General features: G+C 39.2%; 16 protein-coding genes, 1 pseudogene and 2 riboswitches. Of the genes and pseudogenes, 12 read left to right on the top strand and 5 right to left on the bottom strand.

Features of this window, described 5'->3' with window-relative positions:
* Positions 1-8: 8 nt before the first annotated feature.
* The 4 genes from FAR12_RS06725 to tenA are packed head-to-tail and all read right to left on the bottom strand — an operon-like array spanning position 9 to position 3,169.
* Positions 9-989 (bottom strand): ABC transporter substrate-binding protein, encoded by a 981-nt coding sequence (locus FAR12_RS06725; RefSeq protein WP_126407627.1) that lies wholly within the window; start codon positions 987-989, stop codon positions 9-11.
* A 15-nt stretch (positions 990-1,004) separates the two neighbouring features.
* Positions 1,005-1,763, bottom strand: a complete 759-nt coding sequence (locus tag FAR12_RS06720) for an ABC transporter permease (RefSeq protein ID WP_126407625.1) — start codon at positions 1,761-1,763, stop codon at positions 1,005-1,007.
* Positions 1,763-2,482 (bottom strand): ABC transporter ATP-binding protein, encoded by a 720-nt coding sequence (locus FAR12_RS06715; protein ID WP_126407623.1) that lies wholly within the window; start codon positions 2,480-2,482, stop codon positions 1,763-1,765. Before FAR12_RS06715 ends, FAR12_RS06720 begins: the two co-directional genes overlap by 1 nt.
* Positions 2,483-2,494: 12 nt before the next feature.
* Positions 2,495-3,169: a thiaminase II gene (gene tenA / locus FAR12_RS06710; protein WP_126407621.1), complete on the bottom strand. Its 675-nt coding sequence runs from the start codon at positions 3,167-3,169 to the stop codon at positions 2,495-2,497.
* Between the two features lie 262 nt (positions 3,170-3,431).
* Positions 3,432-3,521: riboswitch (TPP riboswitch) on the bottom strand.
* A 77-nt stretch (positions 3,522-3,598) separates the two neighbouring features.
* A riboswitch (TPP riboswitch) is annotated at positions 3,599-3,706 on the bottom strand.
* A 639-nt stretch (positions 3,707-4,345) separates the two neighbouring features.
* Between tenA and FAR12_RS06705 the strand changes: the two genes are divergently transcribed.
* The 12 genes and pseudogenes from FAR12_RS06705 to FAR12_RS06650 all read left to right on the top strand — a co-directional run bounded on the left by FAR12_RS06705 (position 4,346) and on the right by FAR12_RS06650 (position 15,577).
* On the top strand, positions 4,346-5,062 hold the full coding sequence (locus FAR12_RS06705; protein ID WP_126407619.1) for a GntR family transcriptional regulator: 717 nt from the start codon (positions 4,346-4,348) through the stop codon (positions 5,060-5,062).
* A gap of 16 nt (positions 5,063-5,078) precedes the next feature.
* The gene (locus FAR12_RS06700) at positions 5,079-5,960 is read left to right on the top strand and encodes an ROK family protein (protein WP_126407617.1); all 882 of its coding nucleotides are present in this window, start codon (positions 5,079-5,081) and stop codon (positions 5,958-5,960) included.
* Between the two features lie 12 nt (positions 5,961-5,972).
* Positions 5,973-6,920 (top strand): mannose-6-phosphate isomerase, class I, encoded by a 948-nt coding sequence (gene manA, locus FAR12_RS06695; protein WP_126408016.1) that lies wholly within the window; start codon positions 5,973-5,975, stop codon positions 6,918-6,920.
* A 366-nt stretch (positions 6,921-7,286) separates the two neighbouring features.
* Positions 7,287-8,726: a glycoside hydrolase family 1 protein gene (locus FAR12_RS06690; RefSeq protein ID WP_126407615.1), complete on the top strand. Its 1,440-nt coding sequence runs from the start codon at positions 7,287-7,289 to the stop codon at positions 8,724-8,726.
* Between the two features lie 61 nt (positions 8,727-8,787).
* Positions 8,788-9,565 (top strand): annotated as a pseudogene (locus tag FAR12_RS24145) (Cof-type HAD-IIB family hydrolase).
* A 20-nt stretch (positions 9,566-9,585) separates the two neighbouring features.
* Positions 9,586-10,947 carry a glycoside hydrolase family 1 protein gene (locus tag FAR12_RS06680; protein ID WP_126407613.1) on the top strand — a complete coding sequence of 454 codons (1,362 nt, stop codon included), beginning with the start codon at positions 9,586-9,588 and terminating at the stop codon, positions 10,945-10,947.
* Positions 10,948-10,969: 22 nt separating this feature from the next.
* Positions 10,970-12,196 (top strand): sugar efflux transporter, encoded by a 1,227-nt coding sequence (locus FAR12_RS06675; protein WP_170972123.1) that lies wholly within the window; start codon positions 10,970-10,972, stop codon positions 12,194-12,196.
* Complete coding sequence (gene mgrA / locus FAR12_RS06670) at positions 12,196-13,188, top strand: L-glyceraldehyde 3-phosphate reductase (protein ID WP_126408014.1); 993 nt, start codon at positions 12,196-12,198, stop codon at positions 13,186-13,188. Before FAR12_RS06675 ends, mgrA begins: the two co-directional genes overlap by 1 nt.
* Before the next feature lie 132 nt (positions 13,189-13,320).
* Positions 13,321-13,647 carry a PadR family transcriptional regulator gene (locus FAR12_RS06665; protein ID WP_126407609.1) on the top strand — a complete coding sequence of 109 codons (327 nt, stop codon included), beginning with the start codon at positions 13,321-13,323 and terminating at the stop codon, positions 13,645-13,647.
* A complete protein-coding gene (locus tag FAR12_RS06660; RefSeq protein ID WP_126407607.1) occupies positions 13,644-14,288 on the top strand; it encodes a permease prefix domain 1-containing protein in 645 nt (214 codons plus the stop codon). The genes FAR12_RS06665 and FAR12_RS06660 overlap by 4 nt, the downstream gene beginning before the upstream one ends.
* Positions 14,289-14,309: 21 nt before the next feature.
* Entirely contained in the window at positions 14,310-14,588 is a 279-nt protein-coding gene (locus tag FAR12_RS06655; protein ID WP_126407606.1) for a hypothetical protein, read from the top strand.
* Between the two features lie 224 nt (positions 14,589-14,812).
* Positions 14,813-15,577 (top strand): DUF817 domain-containing protein, encoded by a 765-nt coding sequence (locus FAR12_RS06650; RefSeq protein WP_126408012.1) that lies wholly within the window; start codon positions 14,813-14,815, stop codon positions 15,575-15,577.
* 62 nt (positions 15,578-15,639) lie between these two features.
* Here FAR12_RS06650 and FAR12_RS06645 read toward each other — a convergent pair whose 3' ends face one another.
* Complete coding sequence (locus tag FAR12_RS06645) at positions 15,640-15,945, bottom strand: DUF5634 family protein (protein ID WP_126407604.1); 306 nt, start codon at positions 15,943-15,945, stop codon at positions 15,640-15,642.
* Positions 15,946-15,987: the final 42 nt, after the last annotated feature.

Below are 15,987 nucleotides of genomic sequence, written 5' to 3'. Positions count from 1 at the left end.
CATCCTCTCTATTTTGTGACGATATTTTTATACGCTTCCTTAACTTCTACTTTTTCTTTTAACACCTTATTGTCATAGAGCCAATCAGCTACATCCTGCCACGCTTTTTCCTCTTGGTAACCGAATGGAACTGACTCATCCTCCATTAAAGGAAGCAATGTATTTAAGCTTTCTGTTTCCACATCTCGATCAAGTGGGAAGCTTTCGTTTTCATTTGAAAATAAAACATCTAAGGCAGCATCTGGATCTGCTTTTACATCAGCCTGTGCCTTAGAAAGAGCATTCCAGAATTTCTTAATCGATTCTTCTTTTTTATCTAATGTCTTTTCTCCAGTTACTACAACTAGCTCATAGTTATCAGGAACACCGTATTCAGAAAGAGGGAACATCCCGACGTCATAGCCTTCCTTTTTCAATAAAACTAATTCATGATTCACATAAGCACCAACAAGAGCATCGACTTTATCTGTTGCAAGGGAAGGCATTAAATCCCAACCAACATCCGTTAATTTCACTTGTTCTGGGTCGCCACCATCCTGCTTCACCATTGTGTTTAAAATTGCTTCACTTACGGATGAAGAAGGGTAGCCAACATTTTTTCCAACTAGGTCCTTGGGAGATTCAATACCATTGCCCTTTTTATACATGATGCCATCTAAAGAATGACGCACGTACGCACCGATAGAAACGACAGGAATATCTTCACCTCTTGATAATAAAAGCTGTGTTTGATAGCTAATGGCCAAATCCACTTTTCCAGTAGCCGCAAGTTTTAACGGGTCATTTGTGTCAGCTGGCATTTCGATTTTGACATCCAAGCCTTCTTCATCGAAATAACCTTTTTCCTGAGCTGTATAAAGGGCTGAGTGTACTGCATTCGGATACCAATCAAGCATAATCGTAAGCTCTTCTTTTTCATTTTTAGCTTGGTTGTTCGAACAACCTGCCACTACTAAAATCAACATGCATAACCATAATAATTTCTTCATCAATCATTGCACTCCTTATTCTGTCTCTTTCCAACGTAATGTTCTTTTTTCAACCATCGCCACGAGGGCAAAAAGGATAATGCCCACGATTGTTAAAATGACGATGGCAGCAAATACTCCATCCGCATTTAAATCACCGGACATCCGCCGGCTATAATAACCTAATCCTTCACTAGCACCCAACCATTCACCAATCGTCGCACCAACTAAAGAATAGACGATGGCAATTTTCAGCCCTGAGAAAAAGGAGGCAAGGGCCATTTGAATATTTAGCTTCGTAAAAATTTGACGCTTACTCGCACCCATTGAGCGCAGTAGTTCGATGTAGTCTTTATCCGTCGATTTGAATCCGTCGTATGCTCCGACAACAATCGGGAAGAACGACATCAGTATCGTGACGGCAACCTTGCTCCAAATCGTGTACCCAAACCACAGTACGAAAATGGGTGAGAGGGCAATGATCGGAATCATTTGCGAAATCAATACAGCAGGGTAGAGCATTTTTTCAATTGTTTTCGAAAAAAACATGCACACTGCTAGACAAACACCACCGACAACTGCCAGGATAAATCCAATCGCAAACTCAAGCATCGTCGCTCCTAAGTGTTCAAAGATGAGTGGCCGCCAATTGTCGATTATATGGATAACAACATCTGTTGGAGCAGGAACAATAAAGGCAGGAATAATATCGCTCTGTACCAAGTACTCCATGGCGATGAGTACTACCACCATAAAGACAATAAATAGACTGTATGTTTTAAAAAAGTTTTTCATTAGATCCTTTTCTCCAATTCTCTTCTTAACCCGACTAACTCGCTAGAATGCAACATATCTGCATGGCGTGGGCGGGGAAGAGGTACTTCGATTTCTTCTACTGAATTCTGTTTAAGCAAGACGATTCGATCGGACAAGTAGCTAGCTTCCTCTAAATCATGGGTGATGAAGACGATCGTTTTATCTAATTCCTGCCAAATCGACAATAACCACGCTTGCATTTCCTTTTTTGTGATCGAATCAAGCGCGCCAAACGGTTCATCTAAAAGTAGGACTTCTTTTCCCGTTAACATCGCTCGTAGGAATGCAACTCTTTGTCTCATTCCACCAGATAGTTGATTCGGGAGGGCATGCTCATAATCAATGAGACCAATACGCTTCAACCAATTTCTAGCATCCTCTTTTGTCAGTTGTAAGTCTTTCTGAATTTCTGCGCCAATCATGATGTTATCCATGACCGTCCGCCATGGAAGTAGCAAATCCTTTTGCGGCATATAACCAACATCGCCAAGGGAAATTGGCTGCCCGTTAATCGTAATTTCACCGTGTGCCTGTTTGAGTAGCCCGGTGATAAGCTTTAGAATCGTACTTTTTCCCGTACCACTTTTCCCGATGAGAGAGACAAACTCGCCTTTTTCAACCTTGAGATTGAGGTCTGAAATAATCGGCTTCGATTCTTTCGGGAAGGTATAGGTAACATTTTTTAGTAAAAGTGTCATGTGTTCACCTGCTTAAATTGGCCAATCCTGTTCGAGGTAGTTCATCTCCCAGAATAGGTATTCATATTTTGACGTGATTTGAAAATGTTCTTCGAGAGTGGCAAGTTCACGTTCAGGTAATCCTTCAGCTAGTTTATCCATTAAATCAATCAACCATTTTGCACCCTCACCAAAGGTTTCAGAATCATATGTTTCAATCCACTTTTTATAAGGATTGTCTTCGATTTTGTCCCCGTATTGTTTTCTGAGGAGTTTGCCAATTTCCCAATAATCCCAAGCACAAGGAAGGAGGCAGGACACGATTTCAACCAAATTACCATTTTGCGCGACATTTAACATGTAACGGGTGTAAGCAAGATTGACTGGAGTTGGCTTTGTTGCTTCCAATTCTTCACGTGTAATCCCAAACTCTGCTGCATATTGTCGATGCAGCTCCATCTCAAAATGAAGCGTTTCATGTAGAATCTGTGCAAATTTTTCCATCGTTTCTAAGTCACGCGTTTTTGTAACAGCCGCAGCAAATAACTTCGCGTAATCAATCAAGTACACATAATCCTGCTTCATATAGTGAATAAATTTTTCCCGTGTGAGGCTGCCGTTGCCGAGCTCTTGAACAAAAGGGTGGTTATGATTCTTTTCCCAAATCGGCTGTACATTTTCCAATAGTCGTTCTGTGAATTTCCCCATATGTATTCCTCCTTTTTTTGCAAGGCTCTTTTCTCAAACTTGTTGCTTTTTGAGCAAAAAATTAATGAATTTAACTTTGTTTTCAGTGATAGCTGGTGATAAATAAATGAGAAAAGAGCTTCAAACTAGTTTCGATGCACCAAATGGCTATTTCTACGTTAAAATCGGCAGTAGGATTTTAACAACAATCTTTAAAAAACAGCCTTTGGTAAAAATAAAACCGCTTCCCTGTAACGGAAAGCGGTAAGCACATGAGTGGACCATGCATCATTACCTACTTCCCTACGCTAGTACGAACTAGATCAGGTTCAAAGGGTACGTCTCAGCCAAATAGGCGCCCCTAGTAGATTCATATATGAAATGGGTAAGTGCTTAGCATTGCTAAACACAAAAAGCCTCCACAAAAGTGGAGGCTGATATGAACAATCATATACTACCATGCCACTTCCCTACGCCAGTACTAACTGGATCAGGTCTTGAGGGTCTAGAACTCTCGTTCAATCTCAGTCTTCTAACAAGACTCCCCTAGTGCGTGCTTCAATTATTTTTAACACCCCCATAGTATCATGGATTAAAATTCCAATCAAGGGGGAATCTTGGTTTGTTCTAGAAATGGGTAACTGAAAACTCTTGTTTCCCATTTGAAAGGTGAAACTAGTAATCTAATAGAATTTGAATGACAAAATCAACCAGAAAAGAGAGAAGAGTGTCAACCAAATTCCTTTTCATTGACAGAATCGTAGGGAAAGGGAACAAATTAGTCAAACAAATGGTCTTTCATTGACACAATCACAAGCAAATGGACCAGATTTGTCAATCAAATGATCTTTCATTGACACAATCACTAGGAAAAGGGTTATATTTGTCAATCAATTGATCTTTCACTGACACAATCACAAGGAAATGGACCAGATTTGTCAATCAAATGAGTTTTCCCTGACACAATCACAAGGATAAGCCCCTGATCTGTCAATCAAATGATTTTTCACTGACAGAATCGCATGGAAAAGAGCTATAGTTGTCAATCGACCATGTTTTCATTAACAGAATCATAGTGAAATTGCCCATTTTTCAAAAATATCTCCATGCAAATACAACGCTTTCGTGAAAACGCTATATTTTTATTCCGATTTCATTGTATGATAGATTTAGAATATTTCGATAGGGTGGAATAGATTGAAGACAAAATACGAAATCATTTCTACAGAGATGAGAAAAAGAATTAGAGAAAAGGTTTACCCCATTGAGCATCCCATTCCTGATGAGATTTCTTTGGCAAAGGAATTCAATTGTAGCCGCATGACGATGAAGAAAGCGCTTGATATTTTAGTGTTAGAAGGCTTGCTTTATCGCAAACGAGGTCATGGTACCTTCATTGTTCAATCAGCGTTCAACGATGGAATAGTCAATGTGGAAAGTAACGAAATGCTTGGATTTTCTAAGCTTCTAGAGAATAAGAATGTAAAAAGTAAAGTCATTTCGTTTCAAGTACAATTTCCAACTGAAGAGGTTGCCATCCATTTAGCAATAGATAAGAATACACCAGTCTATGCTATTGTTCGAGTCCGACTCGTAGATAATGAGCCTTATGTTTTAGAAAGAACATACATGCCTACAACGATTATTCCAGGAATTAATGATGAAGTACTTAATGGTTCTATTTATTCATATATTAATGACCACCTAGGATTAACCATTGCAGGTTCACATCGGAAAATTAGAGCATGTAAATCCAATGAATTCGATCGGGAGCATTTGATCTGCGAATCAGATGACCCAATTCTAGAAGTCGAGCATGTAGGGTTCCTCAACAATGGATTACCCTTTGAATATTCTTTTTCGCGTCACCGCTATGATAAGTTCGAAATCACCACAATTAATATGAGACGTTGAGTTTGGAGGAATGATAATGTTAGGGGCAATTGAAGCCGGAGGTACGAAATTTGTCTGTGCGGTTGGAGACGATGAAGGGAATATTGTCGAGCGTATTCAAATACCGACAACCGTACCTGAAGAAACGATGGAGGAAGTTATCGCTTTTTTTCAAAAATATCCAGTTGAGTCCATTGGAATTGGTTCCTTTGGACCGATTGACGTAAACAAAGAAAGTCCAACCTACGGCTATATTACATCCACACCGAAAACTGCCTGGAAAAACTATCCGTTTGTTCGAGCAATCAAAGACGCGTTTGATATACCAGTTGGTTTTAATACAGATGTAAACGCTGCCGCATTAGGGGAAGCGAAACTAGGGGCTGCAAAAGGTCTAGATAGCTGTCTTTATATAACCGTTGGCACAGGAATTGGTGCTGGTGCAGTCGTACAAGGCAAGCTTCTACAAGGGTTAACTCATCCAGAAATGGGGCATATTTTAGTCCGCCGTCATTCAGAGGACCAATATGCAGGAAAATGTCCGTATCACAAGGATTGCTTAGAAGGACTTGCTGCTGGACCAGCTATTGAGGAACGATGGGGCGAAAAAGGGATTCAGCTTTCCAATCGTGAGGACGTTTGGAATCTAGAAGCCTATTATATTGCTCAAGCGTTGATGCAATATATCTTAATACTGTCACCGAAAAAAATCATTCTCGGCGGTGGAGTAATGAAACAAAAACAAGTATTTACATATATTCATAACCATTTACTACAACTCGTAAATGGTTACGTAGAACTTCCTGAGCTTTCCGATTATATCGTGAGCCCAGGGCTTGGAGATAACGCCGGGATTACTGGTTCCCTATTACTTGCACAAGAAGCACTACTTTCTAAGCAAACGCTACAAAACTCATAATTGGAGGTCGTCATCTTGGAACCTTTATTTTTACAACCAGTGTTTAAAGAAAGAATATGGGGTGGCACCACGTTAAGAGATGGTTTTGGCTATGAAATACCAAACGACAAAACCGGCGAATGCTGGGCAATTTCTGCTCACCCAAATGGTCCTTCTGTAATTGAGAATGGTCCGTACGCAGGCATGTCACTGGACAAACTTTGGAAGGAACAGCCACAATTATTCGGAAATCCGAAGGAAGAAGGGTTTCCACTTTTAACAAAAATCTTGGATGCTAATATGGACCTTTCCGTTCAAGTTCATCCTGATGATTCTTTCGCAAAAGTAAATGAAAACGGCGAACGCGGAAAAACCGAATGCTGGTACATCATCGACTGTAAAGAAGGGGCAGAAATGATCCTCGGACACACGGCCCAAACAAAAGAAGAATTTGTTAAGATGATTAATGAAAGAAAATGGATCGACCTTCTTCAACGTGTCAAAATCAAGCCAGGGGACTTTTTCTACGTTCCAAGTGGGACAATTCACGCGCTATGCGAAGGTACGCTTGTACTAGAAACACAACAAAACTCGGATACGACTTATCGTGTTTATGATTACGATCGCTGTGATGACAAAGGGAAATTACGCGATCTTCATTTAGATAAAGCGATTGAGGTTACAACGATTCCTCATCAGGCAGCTTCTATCAAAACGACTATCGAAACAAAAGAGGATGCAACGATTACAACCTATGTTCAATCAGAGTACTTTTCAGTATGTAAATGGGATGTAAATGGGACAACTTCATTCAATTATAACGATCACTATTTGCTTCTTAGCGTTGTAAATGGAAACGGGTCTCTTAAGCATGGCGTTAACAGCTATTCCTTAAAGAAGGGAGCTCATCTGATTGTTCCTATTGGTATGGGTGAATTTGAATTAGAAGGTGATTGCCAGGTCATCGTTTCACACTCTTAATCTACGAAATTGGGCTTAGACAGAGGAAACTCATATATAGAAAATTTGGATGAGGCCCACTCATCTATTTTTTTGCACTAAAAACGGCATAGCCTATCGATTAAATTGGCATCATAGATTCATCCATCAAAATCGTTTAAGATAGAACCCCCTTATCCTAGGTTTCAAATTTATCATCGATGTATCGATACTTTGATGAATTATCACCAAACATCTTTCTAAGAAGATCATAATATAAAATTAGATTAATCTAATTATGTCTATACGCATAAATGCAAAAGTATAGACATATAGAATAAGGGGTTTATAATAAGCATGTAAGCGTATAAATTTTTAACAAAATCAAGTTAAAAAGAGGTGGCCAACATGATACATAAAAATTTAAATCCGTTTCCAAACCATTTCCTTTGGGGTGCTGCATCTGCTGCTTATCAAGTAGAAGGAGCATGGGATGTAGATGGAAAAGGCGTTTCAAACTGGGATCGATTTGTACGAATTCCAGGAAAAACATTTAAAGGTACGACAGGTGATGTCGCAGTTGATCACTATCATCGTTATAAGGAAGATGTTCAATTAATGGCCGAGATGGGCATGAAGGCTTATCGTTTTTCTGTTGCATGGACGCGTATTTTCCCGAACGGAAAAGGAGAAGTCAATGAAAAGGGTGTTGAATTTTATAACAACCTTATTAATGAATTAATCGCGAATAAGATCAAACCCGTTTTAACTTTATATCATTGGGATTTACCACAAGCCCTTCAGGATGAGTACGGCGGTTGGGAGTCTCGCCAAATTGTAGAAGATTTCACAAACTATAGTGTGGAATTATTTAAACGGTTTGGTGACCGCGTCAAATATTGGGTCAGCTTAAACGAGCAAAATATTTTTACGATGTTTGGCTACAGAATGGCAGCGCATCCACCCGGTGTGAAAGATGATAAGCTTTTTTATCAAGTGAATCACCATGCTAATCTTGCAAATGCAAGCGCAATCAAAGCATTCCGAAAGTATGTACCCGATGGAAAAATTGGTCCGAGTTTCGCGTACTCACCAGCCTATGCGTTAACCTCAAAACCAGAGGATATTCTAGCTGCTGAAAACGCAGAGGAAATCAACAACCACTGGTGGATGGACATTTATGCTTGGGGAAAATATCCGCAGGCGGCATGGCGTTTTTTAGAGAAAAATGGTTTAGCACCGTCAATTGAAGATGGTGACTTCGAATTATTACAGGCTGGAACACCTGATTTCATGGGCTTGAACTATTACCAAACCACCACATATGAGATGAACCCATTAGAGGGTGGCGTAGGTGCTGGGGAAATGAATACGACGGGTAAAAAAGGAACGTCCAAGGACACAGGTATTCCTGGTGTATTTAAAACCGCGCCAAATCCGAATCTGCAAAGAACGGACTGGGATTGGAATATTGATCCACAAGGGTTAAGAATTGCTCTACGAAGAATTACCGATCGTTACAGCTTACCGATATTAATCAGTGAAAATGGTCTAGGTGCATTCGATAAACTCGAAGATTGCGACGTGGTAAATGATGATTACCGCATCGATTTCATCCGTCACCACATCAAGGCCATGCAGGAAGCGATTTCAGACGGAGTCGATCTTCTTGGTTACTGCGTTTGGTCCTTCACAGACCTATTAAGCTGGTTAAATGGATTCCAAAAACGTTATGGTTTCGTTTATGTGAATCAGCATGAAGAAGGTGAACATGACCTTCGCCGTGTGAAAAAGAAGAGCTTCTACTGGTATAAGGAAGTCATTGAATCCAACGGAGAAAAACTTTAAACATATTGAACCCTCTCATCATGTGAGGGGGTTTTAGTCTGTTAACAGAAAGGACAGGTAAATGGATAAAAAATTAATATTCTTTGATATTGATGGAACACTTTTAGACCATGACAAGCAATTGCCTAAGTCTACTAAACTAGCAATTGAAAAGCTACAAGAATTAGGACATGAACTTGCCATTGCGACAGGAAGAGCACCGTTTATGTTTGAAGAAATCCGCGAAGAACTAGGGATTCATACATACGTTGGACTTAACGGACAATATGTCGTTCACAACAATCAGGTTGTTTATGACCATCCTCTAGATATCGAGGAACTTCATCGCTATTCAGCATTTGCTGATGAGTTAGATCATCCGCTCATATTTGAAAATCATGAACAAATGTACAGTACGAAAGAAGCGAATCTTTATGTAGACGAAGGAATCGGTTCCTTTAAATTAAAGGTCGAACCTATCTATGAACCAAATTCATTTCGAGAACGAAAAAATCTACCAATCTTTGCTTTTCTGTACAGAGGAACAAGAGTTGCTGTACCATTCTAAGTTTCAAAAATTGAAGTTTGTCAGATTTCATGAGTATGCGGTCGATGTCCTTCCAGCAGACGGGTCTAAAGCAAAAGGGATCGAAGCATTGATCAATCATTTACAAATTCCCATGAAAAATGTTTATGCTTTTGGCGATGCATTGAATGATCTTGAAATGATGACATTCGTCGAAAATAGTGTCGCGATGGGGAATGCCATCGATGAAGTGAAACAGGTTGCAAAATATGTAACGACCCCTGTTGACGAGGATGGGATTTTAAAAGGATTAGAGTTAGTCGGGATCTTATAATCGAGAGGAGCAAGAGGTAGATGAATAAGAAAATCATTCCTGAAGGATTTTTATGGGGAGGAGCGGTTACATCTTTTCAGACGGAAGGCGCATGGGATGAAGACGGCAAAGGGCCATCCATTGTCGATGCCCGTCCGATAAAAGAAGGGCAGTCTGATTGGAAAACCGCAGTAGATTTTTATCACCGTTACAAGGAAGATATCGCTTTGTTCAAGGAAATGGGATTTAATGCTTACCGTACTAGTATTTCTTGGTCTCGCATTTTTCCGGATGGTGAGGGCGAAGTAAATGAGCAAGGCTTACAATTTTACGATGATCTCTTTGATGAAATGTTAGCAAACGGCATTCAGCCAGTCATTACTTTGTACCATTTTGATCTGCCTCTTGCTTTAGCGGAAAAATACAACGGCTTTGCTTCTAGAAAAGTTGTCGATTTATTCGAACGCTATGCTCGAACCGTTTTCGAGAGATTCGGAGAAAAGGTAAAATATTGGCTCACATTTAATGAACAGAATCTTGTTTTAATGCATCCAGAATTATGGGGCGTGTCGCTAGAAGGAGCAGAAAACGAAGAGGCTATGAAATATCAAGTTACTCATAACGCCTTTATTGCACATGCGAAAGCGGTTAAAGCCCTACATGAGCTTGTGCCTGGTGGACAAATGGCAGGAATGGTTACGTACACCACGACTTATCCGCATACACCACAGCCTAAGGATGCAATTGCCAATTTGAAAGCAAAGGAATTGCTTGCTGATTTCTATTTTGATGTGTTCGCCAATGGGGAATATCCAACTTATATTACAAAAGACCTTGAGCGTAAAGGGATCATGCCTACTTTTGAAGAAGGTGATGCAGAGCTACTAAAACAACATACAGTTGATTATCTAAGCATCAGCTATTATCAAAGCCAAACGGTAAGTGCAGAAAAAGTGGTGGGAGATAATCCACTTACAGGCTTGACACCAAATCCGAACTTGAAAACCAATGAATGGGGCTGGGCCATTGATCCGATTGGATTACGAGTTTGTTTGAAGGATATGTATGCTCGCTATCGCTTGCCGATTTTTATTACGGAAAATGGCATCGGGGTTCGGGAAGAGTTAAATGAAAACAATTCGGTGGAAGATGATTATCGAATTGATTATTTACGTGAACATATCAAGCAAATGAAGCTTGCAATGGAAGAAGGAGTAGATGTCTTCGGCTATCTCACTTGGGGTTCAACTGATCTTATCAGTTCAGGAGGGCAATTCGAAAAGCGTTACGGCTTCATCTATGTAAACCGTGGTGAAACAGATTTACGTGATTTAAAGCGCTATAAGAAGAAAAGCTTCGACTGGTATAAAAATGTAATTGCATCGAATGGGGAAGTGCTATAATTTCTTCCCAGAGGAGTTCTTTATGAAAGAGAAAATACTATATATCTGGAAGATTCCTTCTTTTCCAGTATTATTCTTAATTAATACGATTTTTGGTTTATCAATGTCCTTTTTTGCTCCGTTTTCGTCATTGTTTGGAATTGATGAAGTCGGGATGAGCAATGCCAGTTTCGGGATCTTTATGACGGTTATGGCTATAGGCGGTGTGACCATCAGTAGCTATATTGCAAAACGGTCTGATACGAAAACAAGTCGGAGAAAACTATTGATGATTACCTCCATCACAGGGGTACTCGGCTATACTAGTTTTGCTTTTATCCGCGATTATTTCACCCTCATGGTGGTTGCTTTCATTCTACTTGGAACAACAGCTGCTGCTGTTCCACAGTTGTGGGCTTATGCACGGGATGCCTTAAAAGCAGCGGAAGTTCCAGGTAAAGATACACCTTTTATCATGAACGTCCTGCGTATGTTCTTTGCTTTAGCATGGACGGTTGGACCAGCATTAGGTGCATGGTTGCTTGTCGCTGTTGACTTCAAAGGATTATTTCTATTTGCTGCAGCTGGTTACTTTCTAGCCTTTTTGACCATCGTTTTTTCGTTAAAAGAGTTGGAGCAACAACCAAGTGTAGCGAAAGCATCCTTAGCGGTTAAAAATCATATAACCAAACCACATATATTTGCCTATCTCGCAGCAGCTTTGCTACTTTCTGCTGCCACTTCGATTCATATGCTTAACGTGCCACAATTGGTAACGAAAGTATTGGGTGGAACAGAAATGGATGTAGGGGTTATATTTAGCGTACCACCGATTTTCGAAGTGCCATTTATGATTATCCTTGGAATCATTGCGATAAAAATGGATAATGGCTTACTTGTTAAAATCGGCTTCGGGATTGCGTTTATTTATTTTCTTCTATTTAGTTTTGTCTCAGAAACATGGCAAATCTATCCGCTTCAAATCTTAAGCGCAGCACAGGTGTCGATTACTTCTGGGATTGCCGTCTCATATTTTCAGGATTTTATCCCGGAAGCCCAAGGAACAGCAACCACATTGTATATGAATGCGACGCAAATTGGTCAAACAGTCGGATATTTACTTTTTGGTTTCCTTTCAGAGTTCATTCATTATGATAGTATCGTTCTAATTTACGCTTTACTTGTTGGTATTGGCTTACTGTTCCTTGTTCTTTTAGGAAAGCAAAAGGTCTCAATACCTCCAAAAATAAATGAAATGGGGATGAAATGATGGTTTATCAAGCTGATGAAAATCGTTATAAGACAATGAAGTACAATCGAACAGGTCGCTCTGGTCTGTTACTTCCAGCCATTTCTCTAGGACTTTGGCATAATTTCGGCGGAGTCGACACATATGAAAATGGTCGTGCGATGTTAAGAAGAGCATTCGACCTAGGAATTACGCATTTTGATTTAGCAAACAATTATGGCCCGCCTGCAGGCTCAGCAGAAGAAATGTTTGGTCAGATGTTAAAAACGGACTTTGCACCATATCGTGATGAAATGATTATTTCTTCAAAAGCTGGTTATTACATGTGGCCAGGACCCTATGGAGAATGGGGTTCTAGAAAATACTTGATTGCTAGTCTTGATCAAAGTCTTAAGCGTATGGGACTAGATTATGTCGATATTTTCTATTCACATCGTCCTGATCCGAATACACCATTAGAGGAAACGATGGGCGCATTGGATACAATTGTCCGTCAAGGCAAAGCCTTGTATGTGGGAATTTCAAGTTATTCAGCTGATCAAACAGCAGAGGCGATTGAAATCATGAATCGATTAGGCACACCACTTGTTATTCATCAACCAAACTATTCCATGTTTAATCGTTGGATTGAAGACGGTTTACAGGATGTGTTAGAGGATCACGGAGTAGGATCGATTGCTTTCTGTCCGTTAGCACAAGGGTTATTAACGAACAAATATTTAAATGGGGTCCCTGATGAATCTCGCGCAGCCAAATCAACAGGTGCATTACAAGAAGAGCAGGTCACTGCAGATGTTGTTGCTCGTGTTCAAAAGCTAAATGCTTTAGCGGCAGAACGTGGTCAAAGTCTTGCGCAAATGGCTCTAGCATGGGTATTACGTGGAGAGAAAGTAACTTCTGCGTTGATTGGAGCAAGTAAGGTAAGTCAAATCGAAGAAAACGTGAAAGCTCTTGATAATCTGCATTTTACGGATGAGGAGCTTACGTTAATCGAACACATTTTGAATAACTAACTTAATGAAACAATGTAGATCAAAGGAATCCGAATGATGGATTCCTTTTTTTTTACAAAATATTTTACATATACCTTGTTATACAAGGTGCATTGTTATACAATCTATATAGAAAAATATGGAGGTAATCGGATGGACAGAGAGTTGATGAAGGGAAGTATTGACATATTATTGCTTTCCTTATTAGTAGAAAAAGACTGCTATGGGTATGAGATGGCAAAGAAATTAAGAAATTTAAGTAATGAAACTTACAATATGAACGAAGGGACACTTTATCCTGCATTACAGCGTTTAGAAAAAAAGAATTATGTCGTTCATTATTGGAGCGAAGAGTTAGATGGAAAACGAAGAAAGTATTACGCGATAACGGAAGAAGGCCAAAGTATCCTGAATGAAAAGTTAAATAGTTGGAAGCAAATTAATCAATTAATCAAAAAGACGTTGGGGGAATTGTCGTGAAAAAGATCGACAACTATGTCAAAAAAATTGTTGCTGGATTACCAATGGAGGAAGGTGACAAAGAGGATCTGAGGGAAGAACTCACTTCACATCTTTCTGAGCATGTGAATGAACTAATGATTAAGGGATATTCAGAGGATGAGTCTATCGACTATGCAATAAAAAGTTTTGGTGACCATCATGAATTAAATCATGAAATGAAAAAAGCCATTTTTCCATTTTATAAAATCGTTCGATATGTATGGTGTACTTTTTTGGTTACAGCCTTTATTTGGACACTCGCATATTACTGGAATGAATTTTTTCATCGACAAATGGGTAATTTTTTTCAAGAAGGTGGCATGCTTGTCTTTCTGATCATTGCAGTAATCTTAGGTATTTGCGAAGTTGCCTTTGAAGCTGCTAGTAAAGAGTATAAAACGAAATGGATTACAAACCCATGGTTTTTCTTTATGATCCCATCCGTTTTTATCACGGGACTCTTATCGATTTCCCTTTTTCAACAACCTGAAAATTATGTAGACGGATTATGGTTGGATTTTTTTGTCCTACCAATTGGTGCAATAGCACATCTATTCGCAAGAGGGATTTTTACATTGATGTTTGTTAAAAGAAGAAACATCAATGTAAAAATAAACTAGTATTGGTCAGGAGTTGATGTAGTGAAATTTACCTGGACCGTTACAGTTCTATTAATATTGAATTTCACTTTCATGTTACCCCTATTCGAAGAATTAAATGATGCTTCTGATCCCAATCCAGGCTATCTTACTATCATTTTCACACCAATCATATCAATTGTTTCTTGCATTTTGATATTAGGGCGATTACGAAAAGGGGTAGAGAGAAAAGGGTTCTTATTATTGATATTTACATTGAATGTAGTAATCCTTCTTTTTTTAGTCACCTTATTCATTTATGGATTATTTATCATGATTTAGTGGGCATTTCTTTTCATAAGGAATGCTTTTTATTTTTCCTAAACCATGAAATATAGTTTATTTTATAATAAAAATTTATTGTAAAACGATAAATTATGTGATAAATTCAAGTTGACGAAAATAAGCATTCCGCATTTTGCGGTAGGACCGATTCAGAAGCTTGAAATTAAAAGGAAGGGGAGTTACTTGTGGATGTAGAATATTCAACAATGGAATCAAAAGTCATCAGGCCACTAAAACAACTCGTATGTTTTGGTTGGGAGCAGGCTCTATCATGTTTGTTTCCCGTCGTTATTTTTGCCTCCTTGGCTTTGACCAAAATAATACCACTTCCAATTTTACCTAGATATGACTGGTTGCTCATCATTTGTATTCTGATGCAGTGGTGGATGGTGCGTTCTGGCCTTGAAACACGTGATGAACTAAAGGTTATTACTTTATTCCACCTAATTGGACTTGCACTTGAACTTTTCAAGACACATATGGGCTCTTGGTCTTATCCAGAGGAAGGATATTTCAAAATTCTTGGAGTACCTTTGTATAGTGGCTTCATGTATGCAAGTGTTGCAAGTTTTCTGTGCCAGGCATGGCGGCGGTTGAAGGTTGAACTGATTAAGTGGCCATCATTTTGGGTAGTTGTCCCACTTGCGGCTGCAATATATTTGAACTTTTTTACCCATCACTATTGGATTGATATTCGATGGTGGTTGTCTGGCCTTGTTATCATTGTTTTTTGGCAATCCTGGGTCACATATGAGGTGAATGGAACTCGCTATCGTATGCCAATTTCCCTATCGTTCGTGCTCATTGGATTTTTTATCTGGATAGCTGAAAATATCGCCACATTCTTTGGAGCCTGGGAATATCCAAACCAAGCTGAAGCATGGAGTCTCGTTCATCTAGGAAAGGTAAGTTCGTGGTTGTTATTAGTGATAGTTAGCTTTCTAATCGTAGCGACTTTAAAGCTAGTAAAAGATAGAAGAGATTGATAAATACAAAAAAACAAAGCTGTTGCAAATGGATGTTATCTTAACCATTCGCAACAGCTTTGTTAATGTAGTTCTTTTAGCACACTTTCTACATCGTAATAACCACTCTTATCCTTAGAGTCCGGTTCATCTGTCTCCAACGTCCATTCATTTTTTACAGGTGTGAATTCATTCTGTTCATTTTTTTGAAAAGGGGTATGAATATGATACGTTTTCCCGTCTTTATTCACGGTGTAACCCATATAATAGAGGGCATCTTGCCCCTGTTCCTCAAAAATCCCAATATCATCAATTCCAAACTGGTCTATGTATGACTGCAATGGTTCCTGCAAATCATGAATAATTTGTTCTCGTGTTAAGTATTCCATTTACATATCTCCTTCATTAAAATCCTACATTTAATATGTCTC

This window comes from Bacillus yapensis (assembly GCF_005280205.1).
Taxonomy (GTDB): Bacteria; Bacillota; Bacilli; order Bacillales; family Cytobacillaceae; genus Robertmurraya; species Robertmurraya yapensis.
Note: the sequence above shows the minus strand (reverse complement) of the source record. Positions and strands in the feature narration are given on the sequence as shown.

What these genes read in the sequence shown, in the direction of transcription:
- FAR12_RS06725 (WP_126407627.1), bottom strand. Translation starts at nt 989, where the DNA reads ATGAAGAAATTATTATGGTTATGCATGTTGATTTTAGTAGTGGCAGGT.
- FAR12_RS06720 (WP_126407625.1), bottom strand. Translation starts at nt 1,763, where the DNA reads ATGAAAAACTTTTTTAAAACATACAGTCTATTTATTGTCTTTATGGTG.
- FAR12_RS06715 (WP_126407623.1), bottom strand. Translation starts at nt 2,482, where the DNA reads ATGACACTTTTACTAAAAAATGTTACCTATACCTTCCCGAAAGAATCG.
- tenA (WP_126407621.1), bottom strand. Translation starts at nt 3,169, where the DNA reads ATGGGGAAATTCACAGAACGACTATTGGAAAATGTACAGCCGATTTGG.
- FAR12_RS06700 (WP_126407617.1), top strand. Translation starts at nt 5,079, where the DNA reads ATGTTAGGGGCAATTGAAGCCGGAGGTACGAAATTTGTCTGTGCGGTT.
- FAR12_RS06690 (WP_126407615.1), top strand. Translation starts at nt 7,287, where the DNA reads ATGATACATAAAAATTTAAATCCGTTTCCAAACCATTTCCTTTGGGGT.
- FAR12_RS06680 (WP_126407613.1), top strand. Translation starts at nt 9,586, where the DNA reads ATGAATAAGAAAATCATTCCTGAAGGATTTTTATGGGGAGGAGCGGTT.
- FAR12_RS06675 (WP_170972123.1), top strand. Translation starts at nt 10,970, where the DNA reads ATGAAAGAGAAAATACTATATATCTGGAAGATTCCTTCTTTTCCAGTA.
- mgrA (WP_126408014.1), top strand. Translation starts at nt 12,196, where the DNA reads ATGGTTTATCAAGCTGATGAAAATCGTTATAAGACAATGAAGTACAAT.
- FAR12_RS06665 (WP_126407609.1), top strand. Translation starts at nt 13,321, where the DNA reads ATGGACAGAGAGTTGATGAAGGGAAGTATTGACATATTATTGCTTTCC.
- FAR12_RS06645 (WP_126407604.1), bottom strand. Translation starts at nt 15,945, where the DNA reads ATGGAATACTTAACACGAGAACAAATTATTCATGATTTGCAGGAACCA.